This window comes from Anoxybacillus sp. EFIL (assembly GCF_013096955.1).
GTDB classification, from domain to species: Bacteria; Bacillota; Bacilli; order Bacillales; family Anoxybacillaceae; genus Anoxybacillus; species Anoxybacillus ayderensis.
Genome location: NZ_SDLH01000002.1, coordinates 391048 through 404791 on the forward strand (window position 1 = coordinate 391048; position 13744 = coordinate 404791).

Below are 13744 nucleotides of genomic sequence, written 5' to 3' on the forward strand. Positions count from 1 at the left end.
GAGGGAGACGTATGAGCATATCACAAATCATCAACGGCAAGCGCGTCATTGTAAAAAAACCTGAGTTGCTTGCGCCAGCCGGCAACTTAGAAAAGCTCAAAGTAGCTGTGCATTACGGAGCGGATGCTGTTTTTATCGGTGGACAAGAATACGGCCTTCGTTCAAATGCCGACAACTTTACGCTTGAAGAAATGGCAGAAGGTGTACAATTTGCAAAGCAATATGGAGCAAAAATTTACGTCACGACAAACATTTACGCTCATAATGAAAACATTCCAGGGTTAGAAGAATATTTGCGCGGCCTAGAGAGCGTTGGCGTGCACGGCATTATCGTTGCCGACCCGCTCATTATTGAAACAGCACGCCGCGTGGCACCGAAATTAGAAGTGCACTTAAGTACACAACAATCGCTCACGAACTGGAAAGCGGTGCAATTTTGGAAAGAAGAAGGGCTAGAACGTGTTGTTTTAGCGCGGGAAACAAGCGCGGAAGAAATTCGTGAAATTAAAGAAAAAGTGGATATTGAAATTGAAACGTTTATTCACGGTGCGATGTGTATCGCCTATTCTGGTCGTTGCGTATTAAGCAACCATATGACTGCGCGCGATTCAAACCGCGGTGGTTGCTGTCAATCGTGCCGTTGGGATTACGATTTGTACAAGCTTGAAGGCGATGAAGCGGTGGCGTTGTTTGATGAACAAGACGACCCGTTTGCGATGAGCCCGAAAGATTTAAACTTAATTCAGTCCATTCCAAAAATGATTGAACTCGGCATCGATAGTTTAAAAATTGAAGGTCGCATGAAGTCGATTCACTACGTCGCTACTGTCGTTAGCGTCTATCGAAAAGTGATTGACGCCTACTGTGCTGATCCAGACAACTTTGTCATTCGTAAAGAGTGGTTAGATGAACTCGATAAATGTGCGAACCGTGATACAGCGCCAGCCTTTTTTGAAGGTGTTCCTGGCTATAAAGAGCAAATGTTTGGGGTGCATAGTAAAAAGACGACGTACGATTTCGTCGGTCTCGTGCTAGACTATGATAAAGACACAGGCATCGTGACGTTGCAACAACGCAACTTCTTTAAACCAGGCGATGAAGTAGAATTTTTCGGACCTGAAATTGAAAACTTTACACAAGTTATTGAAACGATTTGGGATGAAGAAGGAAACGAGCTTGACGCTGCTCGCCATCCGCTCCAAATCGTTCGTTTTAAAGTCGATCGAGAAGTTTTCCCATACAACATGATGAGAAAGGGGCACTAACATGAGGAAGAAACCGGTTGTGATCGGAGTCGCAGGCGGCTCTGGTTCGGGGAAAACGACCGTCACAAAAGCAATTTATGAACATTTTCAAGGACATTCTATCTTAATGCTTGAACAAGATTTTTATTATAAAGACCAAAGTCATTTACCGTTTGAAGAACGATTAAAAACAAACTACGATCATCCGCTCGCTTTTGACAATGATTTATTAATCGAGCATATTCATAAGCTTTTAAATTATGAACCGATCGATAAGCCTGTATACGACTACACGCTTCATACACGTTCAAACGAAGTCATTCGCGTCGAGCCGAAAGATGTCATTATTTTAGAAGGCATTCTTGTATTAGAAGATGAACGATTGCGCAACTTAATGGATATTAAAGTGTACGTCGATACAGATGCGGACATTCGTATTATTCGTCGCTTGTTGCGTGACATTAAAGAGCGTGGCCGCACGCTTGAATCGGTCATTGAACAATATGTAAACGTCGTGCGTCCGATGCACAATCAATTTATCGAGCCGACGAAACGGTATGCCGACATTATTATTCCAGAAGGTGGCCATAATCACGTAGCCATTGATTTAATGGTTACAAAAATTCAAACGATTCTTGAACAAAATTCTATTTTGTAATACCATAGCATAGATAATATGTAAACTTTTTGTCTTTTGTACGAACAGCTCGTTCGTACATTTTCCATACATAAATAAAAAGGAGTGAGTCACATGTCAATGGAAAAAGAATACCCAATGACGAAAGCTGGGAAGGAGAAACTCGAGCAAGAACTTGAATATTTAAAAACGGTGAAGCGAAAAGAAGTGGTAGAGCGCATTCAAATCGCGCGCAGTTTCGGTGATTTATCCGAAAACTCGGAGTACGATGCAGCAAAAGATGAGCAAGCGTTCGTTGAATCACGCATCCAAATGCTTGAAAATATGATTCGCAATGCGAAAATTATCGAAGAAGATTTAGAAAGCACAGACGTCGTATCGCTCGGAAGAACGGTGACATTTATCGAGCTTCCAGATGGGGAAGAAGAATCGTATACGATCGTCGGTAGTGCAGAAGCGGATCCGTTTGAAGGAAAAATTTCAAACGACTCCCCAATTGCTAAATCTCTTATCGGTCGTCGCGTTGGCGAAGAAGTGACGGTTCATACGCCTGGTGGCGATATGGTTGTAAAAATCGTCGCGGTAAAATAGGTTTTAAAATGTGACACCTCGTCGACAATGAAGACGAGGTGTTTTTTATGATAAAGAAACGAATCATCATTATCTTAACGATGATACAATTAGGAATACTTGCGCTCGCAGGGCGACTCGTTCAACTACAACTTGTTAGCACCGAGTCGTTTCATGGGGTGAATTTAATTGAAGCAAGCGTTGCACAGCGGACGGAACAGCTTGTGATTGATAACGGACGCGGCATGTTCGTCGCACGAAACGGCGAGCCGCTCACATATGAATACATTCCGACGCTCGTGTTATTTCCTTTTTTAAAAAAAATGGACTGGCCCATTGATCAAATCGCAACGATTGTTTCCATACGAAAAGAAACGATAAAACGGCAGCTTGAAACGGCGAAAGGTCCGATCATTTTGCACGATGGACAACAACCAATTCAACTGCAACCTTGGCAAATGGAACGGATTAATGATTTGTGCATCCCAGGTGTGATCGCCGTTCACAAACAGTACGAACTCAAACAAAAATATGCGCAACATGTCATCGGCTTACTTGGAGAAAACGAAAAGTTGCTAAAGGAGCGATATGGCGACCGCAAATTATCACAAAAAACAAAAATAGGCGTGTCTGGCTTACAAAGTTCGTTTGATGAATTTTTAATTCCTGATGGGGAAACGAAGTTATTGTATCACGTAGATGCTCGCGGTGAGCCGCTGTTTGGGATGGATGTGAAATATACGGAGCAGGCGAATCCGTTTTATCCGATTACGGTACAAACGACGATTGATCGCACCCTTCAACAGCGTGTTGAACAAATTGTAGCGCAACATGGCATGCAAAAAGGGGCTGTCGTTTTACTTGATGTCAAAACAAATGACGTCCTCGCTTTAGCGAGCGCTCCAGCCATCGATGAACGAGATCCGTACAAAGATGGAGCGATGGAAAATAAAGCGCTTCTTCCTCAAGTGCCGGGATCTGTTTTTAAAGTCGTCGTTGCAGCTGCTGCGCTTGAACATGGACTCATTCACGGACAGACGTTTAACTGTGATCAAAAAATTAACGGTGAGCCAGAAGAAAAAAAGAGAGGAATGCGCACGTTTGAAGATAGTTTTGCGATCAGTTGCAACAGGACGTTTGGAGAGCTAGGAAAACAATTGATTGCGATAGATAAAAATGTGTTTGAGACATATGCTCAAAAACTTGGATTGTTGCCGCGCGTTGGTTGGGAGGGAGATGTATATCACTTTCCATCGTTTCGCCCGCTTCATGAAGAGAAAAAAGGGAACATTTGGGGGGATGAACGGGATAAACATATTCCGCTTGCTGTCGCGCAAACGTCCATTGGACAAAAAGATGTGCGCGTTTCACCGCTTGCGGTCGCGAATATGATGGCAACGATTGCTCGGGGCGGTGAAGCAAAACAAGTGCGCATCGTTCAAAAAATGATGTATAAAGACGGAACGACGTTTTTTGCATTTGATGAGAAGCGATTAACGATGGATTCATTGCGCAAAGAGACGGTAGACGAACTGCAACAACTGTTACAACTTGTTGTGACGCACCCAGAAGGGACGGGCCGTTCGTTTCAATCGTTGCCTTACGCTGTAGCAGGAAAATCAGGAACAGCGCAAACAGGAAAAAATGACGTAGTGAACAAATGGTTTGCAGGTTATTTTCCAGCTGACCGTCCAAAATATGCGCTCGTTGTGGTACAATTAGAAACAACGTCCTCTGCCGCCGTCACGAACAGTATATTTGCCGATATCGTTCATGCCACATACGAGTTGGAACAGAAAGGAAGGTACCAAGAGTGAGCAGCCGTTTTGCAAAACGTTCAAAACAAAGAAAAGTGAATCGTGTATTGAATACGTTCATTGCGATTGTGTTTGCGCTTATTTTATTTTTCGGATGGAAATGGTTGTTCGCTAACGACCGTTCCGTCAAGGAAACGAACGCTTCTCCGCAATTAGCACCAGTTGAAGTGGAAACAAATGAGCCGTCAAACGATGAGCCACCATCTGAAACGGAAACAGAAACAAATGAACAACAGCCGAACGACAACGTACAAGAAACGGTTGTTGAAGATCCAAATTCAAACGTCATTCGCGAAATTGTTAACCCGTCATGGCAGCCGATCGGTACAACCCAATCGGAGCCGCATGTGACACAATATGATAAAAACTCTGTTGATTGGAAAGAAATGCTCGATGCCATTAGTTATGCGACAGGCATTTCTTCTTCTGATCTGATCGTCTGGTTTATCGGGAATGGCGGCAGTCCGAACCACGCCGTTGCCACCGTCTCAAAAAAAGATAAAACAGAACATTATAAAGTGTTTATCGAATGGGTGACCAATGAAGGCTGGAAGCCGACAAAAGTGCAACAACTAAAAGAAATAGAGCGCCGTCCGTGACGCTCTATTTTTTTGCTTTAAAATGCACCATCGCACTGTATAGACGTTGTCCGTTTTCTAACAGCTGTACGTCATACGACACATGATGCACTTCAAGCATAATCGCTTTGTTATGTTCAATTTGTTCATTAATTTTCTTTTCCAATGTTTTTAAATCTGTCGCTTCAAAAAACTCCACTTTATCTTGAATGAGATCAAACGTAATCATCGTCTTCCTCCTTTCTACACGTAGTTTAACACATTTCCATTGAACATCTAAAAAAAATATGGTAGATTGAGAACAGCAATACATTAAATTCATACTATACTTATAGGAATTATTATAATTATGGAGTGTGACATCATGGGACGTGAATTTTTAGACATCTTTGAAACGTGGGCGCAGTCGTACGATTCGTCTGTATACGGACACGATGAACAATATCGTGACGTATTTGACGGATATGAGACGATTTTAAATACAGTCGTTGAAAAAAGTGGCGATGTCGTGCTAGAGTTCGGCGTTGGCACAGGAAATTTAACGAAAAAGCTTATCGAGGCGAAAAAAATAGTGTACGGCATCGAGCCGTCTGCCCCGATGCGCGAGCTGGCGAAAGAAAAACTTGGAGATGTGTCCGTTGAGGACGGTGACTTTTTACAATTTCTGTTGCCGAATGAACAGATCGATACGATCGTGAGCACGTATGCGTTTCACCATTTAACAGATACGGAAAAAGAAGAAGCGATCGGCAAATATAGCGCACTTCTTCGTAAAGGTGGTAAAATAGTGTTTGCTGATACAGCGTTTATCGACCGCGAAGCGCACGAGGCGATGATTGCAGAAGCGAAACAAAAAGGATTCGACGATTTAGCCGAAGATTTACAACGGGAATATTACACGACGATTCCTGCTCTTGAGCATATGTTTACAACGCACGGTTTTACCGTCACATTTACGCCAATGAATCGTTTCGTCTGGTTGATGGAGGCTGTGAAACAATAAGTGAAAGAGGTTGAAACGATGAAAATAGCAATCATTGGAGCGATGGAAGAAGAAGTGGCGATTTTGCGCGAAAAAATTGCCGATCGAACAGAAACGACGGTAGCGAATTGTTCTTTTTATAGCGGCACGTTAGATGGGGCAGACGTCGTTTTATTAAAATCAGGCATCGGTAAAGTGAATGCAGCGATGTCGACGACGATTTTACTTGAACGTTTTGCCCCAGATGTCGTTATTAACACAGGTTCAGCTGGCGGTTTTGCGCCATCATTAAACGTTGGAGATATCGTCATTTCGACCGAAGTTGTTCATCACGATGTCGACGTCACCGCATTCGGCTATGCATACGGTCAAGTGCCAGGCATGCCAGCGCGCTATAAGGCAGATGAACAATTAGTACAAGCGGCTGAAACGAGCGCAGCGCACATTCGTGACATCCAAGTGGCGAAAGGATTAATTGCGACAGGCGATTCATTTATGCACGATCCTGCGCGCGTTGATTTTGTGCGCACACAATTTCCTGATTTATATGCTGTGGAAATGGAAGCGGCCGCGATTGCGCAAGTATGCCATCAGTTTGGCGTGCCGTTTGTCGTCATTCGTGCATTATCAGACATCGCTGGCAAAGAGTCGAACGTATCGTTTGAACAATTTTTACAAAAAGCAGCCCTTCATTCATCTGAGCTTGTTCAATTAATGGTGAACGAGTTAAACAAATAGGAGAGTTTTCCTCTCCTTCTTTTTATCTTTCGGGAGGTCACAACATGAAAGTAGCGAAAAACGTGCATGAATTAATCGGTCATACGCCGATCGTTGAAATTACACAGTTTCCGCTTCCAAAAGGAGTACGTTTATTTGCGAAGCTCGAATATTTGAATCCGGGTGGAAGCGTGAAAGATCGTCTCGGTCAAGAGCTGCTAAACGATGCACTAGCGACAGGAAAGCTTAAAGAAGGCGGAACGATTATTGAACCGACGGCAGGAAATACAGGAATTGGTCTTGCGCTTGCAGCGATCGGGAAAAATATTCGCGTCATTTTTTGCGTTCCAGAAAAATTTAGCATCGAAAAACAACAACTGATGCGCGCGCTTGGCGCAACGGTAATTAACACCCCAACGAGCGAAGGGATGGCGGGAGCGATTCGCAAAGCGAAAGAGCTTGCTGCGGAAATTCCGAACGCTTATTGCCCACAACAGTTTGAAAATCCAGCGAACCCACGCACGTACTACAAAACGCTTGGACCAGAAATTTGGGAACAACTGAACGGACGAATTGACGTATTTGTCGCCGGTGCCGGATCAGGGGGCACATTTATGGGAACGGCTAAATTTTTGAAAGAAAAAAATGCAAGTATTAAAACGGTCATCGTTGAACCTGAAGGCTCGATTTTAAACGGCGGAAAACCGGGCCCGCATCGAACGGAAGGCATCGGGATGGAAAGTTTACCACCATATATGGATGAAAGCTATTTTGATGCGATTTATACAATTCTCGATGACGATGCATTTCGTCGCGTCAAAGAACTTGCCCTAAAAGAAGGATTGCTTGTCGGCAGCTCATCTGGGGCAGCGTTTCATGCGGCGTTGCTAGAGGCGGAACAAGCGAAAGAAGGAACGAACATCGTCGTCATTTTCCCAGATAGTAGCGAACGATATTTAAGTAAAAACATTTACGAAGGTGGGATGTAACGTGAGAAGAAAAACGAAACTCATTCATGGCGGCATTGCGGGAGATGCCCATACAGGTGCTGTATCCGTTCCGATTTATCAAGTGAGCACGTATAAACAAGAGGCAGTCGGGGTGCATAAAGGATATGAATATTCGCGCACAGGCAATCCGACGCGCCATGCGTTAGAGGAGCTCATTAAAAATGTGGAAGAAGGATATGCAGGTTTTGCGTTTAGTTCAGGTATGGCAGCGATTACCGCAGTCATGATGTTGTTCAATAGTGGCGACCACGTGATTTTAACGGACGACGTATACGGTGGCACATATCGCGTCATGACGAAAGTATTAAACCGCTTGGGCATTGCATCAACGTTTGTCGATACGAGCGACTTAGCGAATATTGAAGCACACATTCAACCAAACACGAAAGCGATTTATATCGAAACGCCGACAAATCCGCTTTTAAAAATTACTGATTTACAAGGTGCATCAGAAATTGCGAAACGCCATGGACTATTGATGATTGTCGACAACACGTTTAGCACGCCATATTGGCAAACGCCGATCGCATTTGGCGCAGACATCGTCATTCATAGCGCCACAAAATATTTAGGCGGACATAGCGATGTCGTCGCAGGGCTTGTCGTCGTCAATAACGAACAGCTTGCGCAAGATGTACATTTTATTCAAAACTCAACAGGTGGCATTCTCGGCCCACAAGATTCATGGCTATTAATGCGCGGCATGAAAACGCTCGGCATTCGCATGGAAGAACACGAACAAAATACGCGCAAAATCGTTGAATTTTTAATCAACCATCCAGCTGTCACACGCGTATACTACCCAGGTCTTCCGTCTCATCCAAACTATGACGTAGCGAAAAAACAAATGCGTGGCTTTGGCGGCATGGTTTCATTTGACGTCGGCAGCGGCGAAAAGGCAGAACAAGTATTAACCCGCGTCCGTTATTTTACACTTGCGGAAAGCTTAGGTGCAGTAGAAAGTTTAATTTCACTCCCAGCAAAAATGACGCACGCCTCTATTCCGAAAGAGCGTCGCGACGAATTGGGCATTACGGACGGGCTCATTCGCATTTCTGTCGGATTAGAAGATGTTGACGATTTAATAGAAGATTTAGCACAAGCGTTGGCATAAATTACATCGCCCCCTTTTTTCTTTTCTATGATACATTGAAAGAAGGAAGGGGGACGGTTATTTTGGATGAACAAAAGCGAAATTGGTTAGGAAAAGCGCGTGACTATAAAGCATACAGTCTCGTTTTATTTGCGCTTAGTGCGTTTTTATATGTCGGTACACTCATCCCAAGCGCAATCGACGGTGAAAAGCGTCCACTTGTGCTCGGCACAGTATTCGTTCTCATGCTCGCCTCGATCTTTTTCACTCACCGTTCGCACGCATACGCACGAAAAATAGAAGAAGACGCATAAACCCATTTTCGAACAAAGAAAAAACGTGTAAAATAAAAGAAAATGGGCAAAGGGGGAATGCACGATGATGTGGATGATCACAGGCTTAGTCATCACAGCCGTCATTGGCTTTGTTATTATTGCGGAAGTGAACGCGGAAGCATAAAACAGTCTCCGAATCGGAGGCTGTTTTTTACACAAAGGTTGTGAAAAACTTCACAACCGTCGTCGACCTCCAATCTTGCAAAAATCCTAGGGGATCGACGACAAGTTTTTTTTCGGGATTTTTGCATATGTAACAAGGAATACAGGCTATTGACTGAATTTTCAAATGTGTGTATAATGACATTGTATAGCTTTTCCATGTGTTGATACATCAACACTTTTTGGGGTTTGTATCGTACCTATGAGGAATTGAAACAAAATTTCCGCAACATCAAGGTTCAATGAAAACCGTCGAGTTTGTATCGTACCTATAAGGATTGAAAAAGCTGTTCCGAGGTGTTTTTCGGAACAGCTTTTATGTTGTTATGATTGCCATAGCCCTTTCTTTTGTTGACGTGCTTTTCGTTCAGCTGTAATAAAGCGTTGTTGATATTTGACGTTTGGTTGAATTGTCATCACTCGTGCATATCCGTCTTGGACAAGCGTTTCGTTATACAGCTCTTTTCCGACCCAAACATACGCTAGAAAACGGCCGTACTTGTCTTTCACTCCTACATCAAACTCAAGTGTAACCGTTTGATTGGTTAATCGTTTTTTTGTATAATTAGACGCTTCTTTTCCATATTTCTCTACTGGTTTTTGAGGATGAACAGTTTCTGGCGTATTAACGCCAATGAAACGAACTCGTGATGTTGCGCCGTTAGAAAAACGAACATCGATTGTGTCGCCATCTACTACACGAATAACTTTTACGACATGTTTTGAATTAACACGAACGACAGGAGGATGAATAGTTTTATTTGTTTGACGAATGATATTGCCATTTTTATCGTGATAATGATATTCTCCAGATTTTAGTCCCCATTTTTCGCAATTTGTTCGACAAGTATGCCCCCCGTTTGCATCTGTTTTCCCAGGATGAGCATATACAGAAGAAGTAAAGAAAAGAGTGAAAGCTGTAACAAGCGATAATAGAACCCTTAACAATATCGATCCCTCCCAAGTCCTTATGTTTTTGCTCCCTTCCCTATTATTTGTATATTTAAATATTATGTCAAGAAAGTGTAGAAGATAGATGGATATTTGCGAGTTTTTTGATTTCGAATTTATTAATATAATGACTGAATATGGTATGTTTTAAATTGTTAAATTTTATTGAATTTTCTTTTTATGTGACAAAAAACGACAACATTTTCTTTTCTTTTTCGATAAAATGAAGCAAAAGGAGGTGTCTTATGAGAGTTATTTGTTCATTCCAAGTGAAAAAACTCCCACTTCATTATCGAATGGCAATTGTGTCGATCATGAAAGAAAGTATACGGGCATCTAGCGAGGAATATTACGAAAAGTTGTACATGAATCAAAAAACAAAACCTTTCGTTTTCTCACCTTTTTTAAAAAACTTCTGTTTAAAAGGTGATGAAATTGAGCTAGATGAATTACGCGTTATTGTTAGTTCACCTGATTATGAATTTTTGCTTCATTTGTATAATGGTTTGCAAAGTAAAAAAAGGTTTGAATACAAAGGATACGAATTTATTCGAAGAAAAATAGTAATGGGAGAGGAAAAAAAGATTACATCATCTGCCGTCATATTTCGAACGCTTTCTCCTTTGTTAATAGAAGATGAAAAGAAAATTCCCATTGCTCCAGATGATCCAAATTATGAAAAACATATCAATTACTTAGCCGATACGATTTTATATGAATATCGTGAGAAGGGATTATATAGACCGTTGACGGTGCGACCGATTCGATTTAAAAAGACGGTCATAAAAGAATCTAATCATCAATTTACTGAAAAGTATGGGGAACAACAGCATTTATACTTCACTGCGTATCATGGCTTATTTAAGGTAAGTGGAGAACCTGCCGATTTACAATTGCTTTATCAACTCGGTTTATCAAAACGGCGTAATCAAGGATTTGGCATGCTTGAAGTGGAGGAGGTGAAGGAATGAAGGTTGAATTGCACATGGGGGAATGGATGATTAATATGGGACTTGTCGGGCTATATCGTGTGTTTGAATACGGACGAAAACACGAAATAATTAGCGAAGAACAAAAACATAGCGTGACAGTTAAACCATGGGGAATTGAATTGGATACCGATGTGCTTCCACAATTGCCACGGGCATATTTCTTGTATTTGTTGGAGGAGTATAGTGTTGCTAGAAGGGAATGCGAAAGATTAGATGCTTACATAGAGCAAGTGACAAATGAAAAACAATTTAAAAGTAATATAAATACTTTAAAAAAATCTATATCAGATACAGGAACTAAAATACTTAAATATTTCACTCATGAAACATTGGAAAATACATTAAAACAGATAAAAGAAATAAAGAAATATGAGCAAGTACATCAGCTGGAAGAGCATATACGTACTTTAAAGCAAGTGTATAGTGAACCGAAAATCAATGAAAAATTAACTTTTAATTATTTTAAATATGCTATACTTAAACCATTATTTTTTGGGCAAGTTTCATTTTTAAATGTGTCAAAAAATAATTTAGATTTTGAAGGTCACGTAGAAGAATTTTACAATAGATATGTTTTTCCTGTAGTGAACGATTTATACTTGGAATCTGTCATTAATAATAGTCACTCTATGGAAGCGATAAGTTCTTTGTTAGAAAAACAGAGTGATTATCAACCGTTTAAACAATTAAAACGGGCATGGAAGAAAAAAACGTTAGAAGAAGTACAAGAATACATCAAGACAAAAATAAATAAGTGTCTGCTCTTCAATGAACGTCTTGCTTTTTGCAACTTCGAAGAAATGGTGTTTTCTCCGATAGGGGTTGCGAAAGATGAAGCGTTTAACTTTAGTTGGCATTTTGATAGTAAGCAACCTCGACCATTGTCTTCATTAGCTAAACTTGTGCTTTTATTCGCACCAATTGGATCGACCATTTATTACAAAAACGAAGGAATAAATGAACAAACAGAACGACGATTGTATGCAGGGTTTGTTCAGACGGACGCCACTTTTGCGGAGGTTTTACAGAAAAACAATCATTTTAGGGAGTTAAAGAAAAAAAGAGAGCCTTTTAACAAGATCGTTAGTCAGCTTGTTCAAAGTGTAAAAAAAGAATCGGAATATACAGTCGATCATTTGTTTTTCTTAGAATTCTTTTCGGACTACGACAGTAAAAAAACACACTTGCATTATTACCACCTTCCTATGTACTTAGCCCATTATTTCAAACAATATGCTGACGGGCTTGATTCCATCAAACCATACGACTATCGCGAGCAGTTTGTGCAATATGTATTGCGCGGCGCGGATCCAATTCATGTCATCTATCACTATTTGCGCGATTGCATCAAAAATGAAAGAAGTACGAACGGCCCGTACATTGCTGTGCGGGAGCGGAATCGAATTTTGCAGTTTAAAAAAGGAGTGAGAGATATGGCCACGACAGATAAAAAAGTAAGCGCATTGTTTATGCAAGGGCGAGAAATTCGCGATGCGATCATCCGTTCAAGCGGTTCGGAGAAAAAAGTAACAAGCATTGCTTACCGTTTATTAAACGCTGCAAAAGCCGGAAATCGAAAAAGTTTTATGGATACGCTTTTGCGTATTTACATGTCGGCGGATCGCCCGATTTCTCCCATTTTCTTAAATGCGCTACATGAACGGGATTTAGATTTTGCGACAGTGGCGAATGCGTTTATTGCTGGATTACTAGCAAATCAATATAAAGAAGAACAGGAGGAAGTTCAAGCATGAAAAAAGCGTTAACGATGACCGCGATTTTTCAAGCAAACTCATTAAACTATGGAGAAGGTATTGCTAATATTTCAGAGTTGAAAAAATTTCATCGCGGCGATGGCGAAGTATATACGTACGCATCGCGACAAAGTATCCGTTACGATATTGTTCGGCTCGGGAACGAACTGTTTGGGTGGAATTTAGATACTGTTACAAAGGCGAGCGATGGGGGAAAAAGCGTCGTTCAATTCAAAAAAGATATTTCAATTAGAGATTCAGTAGAGATGGATTTATTTGGATATTTAAAAACAAAAAAAGGTGAAGGAGGAGAAAAACGTCCTGCTGTTGTTCGTCTAAGCCATGCGATTTCGCTTGAGCCATACAAAAGTGACTTGGAATTTTTAAACAACATGGGGCTCGCAAGTCGCATTGGACAAGATGCTAACTTGGCCAATATTGAACAACATCATAGTTTTTACACATATACGATTACCATCGATTTAAACCATGTCGGTGTAGATGGGGAGATTGAACTTCCAAGCGAAGAAAAAGCGAACCGTGTCCTTCAGTTGCTTGAAGTGTTAAAAGTGCTAAACCGTAACATTCGCGGACGACAAGAAAATTTATCTCCTCTTTTTGTCATCGGTGGAATGTACAATGTCGCCAATCCGTTTTTCCTCGGGCGCATGCAACTAAGTGTAACAGGGAACGGATGGGCCATTCAAACGAAGCCAATTAAAGAAACGATGGAACAAACATTTGCTGGAGAAGCGATCGGCAAGGATACACGCATCGGTATATTGAGCGGTGTTTTTGCAAATGAAGGAGAGTTGTACGATGTATTCAACGAGCAAGTGATGCCTGTCGAGCTGTTTTTCCAATATGTTTCAAAACAAATTCAAGCGTATTACGGTGTTTAA

The 13744-nt window shown here is 41.4% G+C and carries 15 protein-coding genes; 13 read left to right on the forward strand and 2 right to left on the reverse strand.

Annotation, left to right across the window (positions count from 1 at the left end):
- The first annotated feature begins 11 nt into the window (after positions 1-11).
- The 5 genes from ES017_RS05030 (at position 12) to ES017_RS05050 (ending at position 4867) form a co-directional block, all read left to right on the forward strand.
- Complete coding sequence (locus ES017_RS05030; protein ID WP_021093929.1) at positions 12-1265, forward strand: peptidase U32 family protein; 1254 nt, start codon at positions 12-14, stop codon at positions 1263-1265.
- Between the two features lies 1 nt (position 1266).
- Positions 1267-1902, forward strand: a complete 636-nt coding sequence (gene udk / locus ES017_RS05035) for a uridine kinase (protein ID WP_006320548.1) — start codon at positions 1267-1269, stop codon at positions 1900-1902.
- A gap of 93 nt (positions 1903-1995) precedes the next feature.
- A complete protein-coding gene (gene greA / locus ES017_RS05040) occupies positions 1996-2472 on the forward strand; it encodes a transcription elongation factor GreA (RefSeq protein WP_009361671.1) in 477 nt (158 codons plus the stop codon).
- Positions 2473-2519: 47 nt separating this feature from the next.
- Positions 2520-4268 carry a peptidoglycan D,D-transpeptidase FtsI family protein gene (locus ES017_RS05045; RefSeq protein WP_021093930.1) on the forward strand — a complete coding sequence of 583 codons (1749 nt, stop codon included), beginning with the start codon at positions 2520-2522 and terminating at the stop codon, positions 4266-4268.
- Entirely contained in the window at positions 4265-4867 is a 603-nt protein-coding gene (locus ES017_RS05050; RefSeq protein ID WP_021093931.1) for a YrrS family protein, read from the forward strand. The genes ES017_RS05045 and ES017_RS05050 overlap by 4 nt, the downstream gene beginning before the upstream one ends.
- A gap of 4 nt (positions 4868-4871) precedes the next feature.
- On the opposite strand, the gene ES017_RS05055 is transcribed toward ES017_RS05050, so the two are convergent.
- Complete coding sequence (locus ES017_RS05055) at positions 4872-5075, reverse strand: DUF2536 family protein (protein ID WP_021093932.1); 204 nt, start codon at positions 5073-5075, stop codon at positions 4872-4874.
- A gap of 135 nt (positions 5076-5210) precedes the next feature.
- Between ES017_RS05055 and ES017_RS05060 the strand changes: the two genes are divergently transcribed.
- The 5 genes from ES017_RS05060 to ES017_RS05080 all read left to right on the forward strand — a co-directional run bounded on the left by ES017_RS05060 (position 5211) and on the right by ES017_RS05080 (position 8962).
- Positions 5211-5849 carry a class I SAM-dependent methyltransferase gene (locus ES017_RS05060; RefSeq protein WP_021093759.1) on the forward strand — a complete coding sequence of 213 codons (639 nt, stop codon included), beginning with the start codon at positions 5211-5213 and terminating at the stop codon, positions 5847-5849.
- Positions 5850-5867: 18 nt separating this feature from the next.
- Complete coding sequence (gene mtnN / locus ES017_RS05065; RefSeq protein ID WP_042534198.1) at positions 5868-6566, forward strand: 5'-methylthioadenosine/S-adenosylhomocysteine nucleosidase; 699 nt, start codon at positions 5868-5870, stop codon at positions 6564-6566.
- Between the two features lie 44 nt (positions 6567-6610).
- Complete coding sequence (locus ES017_RS05070; protein ID WP_042534200.1) at positions 6611-7534, forward strand: PLP-dependent cysteine synthase family protein; 924 nt, start codon at positions 6611-6613, stop codon at positions 7532-7534.
- A 1-nt stretch (position 7535) separates the two neighbouring features.
- Positions 7536-8669, forward strand: a complete 1134-nt coding sequence (locus tag ES017_RS05075; protein ID WP_171334825.1) for a bifunctional cystathionine gamma-lyase/homocysteine desulfhydrase — start codon at positions 7536-7538, stop codon at positions 8667-8669.
- Between the two features lie 62 nt (positions 8670-8731).
- Entirely contained in the window at positions 8732-8962 is a 231-nt protein-coding gene (locus ES017_RS05080; protein ID WP_042534204.1) for a YrhC family protein, read from the forward strand.
- Between the two features lie 507 nt (positions 8963-9469).
- Here the strand turns inward: ES017_RS05080 and ES017_RS05085 are convergent.
- Positions 9470-10093 carry a thermonuclease family protein gene (locus ES017_RS05085; RefSeq protein ID WP_042534206.1) on the reverse strand — a complete coding sequence of 208 codons (624 nt, stop codon included), beginning with the start codon at positions 10091-10093 and terminating at the stop codon, positions 9470-9472.
- 248 nt (positions 10094-10341) lie between these two features.
- On the opposite strand from ES017_RS05085, the gene cas6 reads away from it, so the two are divergent.
- Genes cas6 through cas7i form a run of 3 tightly spaced genes read left to right on the forward strand, consistent with a single transcriptional unit; the run spans position 10342 to position 13744 of the window.
- Positions 10342-11067: a CRISPR-associated endoribonuclease Cas6 gene (cas6, locus tag ES017_RS05090; RefSeq protein ID WP_042534208.1), complete on the forward strand. Its 726-nt coding sequence runs from the start codon at positions 10342-10344 to the stop codon at positions 11065-11067.
- Entirely contained in the window at positions 11064-12842 is a 1779-nt protein-coding gene (cas8a1, locus tag ES017_RS05095; protein ID WP_042534210.1) for a type I-B CRISPR-associated protein Cas8b1/Cst1, read from the forward strand. The genes cas6 and cas8a1 overlap by 4 nt, the downstream gene beginning before the upstream one ends.
- Complete coding sequence (gene cas7i / locus ES017_RS05100) at positions 12839-13744, forward strand: type I-B CRISPR-associated protein Cas7/Cst2/DevR (RefSeq protein WP_042534212.1); 906 nt, start codon at positions 12839-12841, stop codon at positions 13742-13744. Before cas8a1 ends, cas7i begins: the two co-directional genes overlap by 4 nt.

Coding starts and splice junctions, on each gene's coding strand:
- cas8a1 (WP_042534210.1), top strand. CDS start 11,064: ATGAAGGTTGAATTGCACATGGGGGAATGGATGATTAATATGGGACTT.
- cas6 (WP_042534208.1), top strand. CDS start 10,342: ATGAGAGTTATTTGTTCATTCCAAGTGAAAAAACTCCCACTTCATTAT.
- ES017_RS05045 (WP_021093930.1), top strand. CDS start 2,520: ATGATAAAGAAACGAATCATCATTATCTTAACGATGATACAATTAGGA.
- ES017_RS05055 (WP_021093932.1), bottom strand. CDS start 5,075: ATGATTACGTTTGATCTCATTCAAGATAAAGTGGAGTTTTTTGAAGCG.
- udk (WP_006320548.1), top strand. CDS start 1,267: ATGAGGAAGAAACCGGTTGTGATCGGAGTCGCAGGCGGCTCTGGTTCG.
- cas7i (WP_042534212.1), top strand. CDS start 12,839: ATGAAAAAAGCGTTAACGATGACCGCGATTTTTCAAGCAAACTCATTA.
- ES017_RS05060 (WP_021093759.1), top strand. CDS start 5,211: ATGGGACGTGAATTTTTAGACATCTTTGAAACGTGGGCGCAGTCGTAC.
- greA (WP_009361671.1), top strand. CDS start 1,996: ATGTCAATGGAAAAAGAATACCCAATGACGAAAGCTGGGAAGGAGAAA.
- ES017_RS05030 (WP_021093929.1), top strand. CDS start 12: ATGAGCATATCACAAATCATCAACGGCAAGCGCGTCATTGTAAAAAAA.
- mtnN (WP_042534198.1), top strand. CDS start 5,868: ATGAAAATAGCAATCATTGGAGCGATGGAAGAAGAAGTGGCGATTTTG.
- ES017_RS05070 (WP_042534200.1), top strand. CDS start 6,611: ATGAAAGTAGCGAAAAACGTGCATGAATTAATCGGTCATACGCCGATC.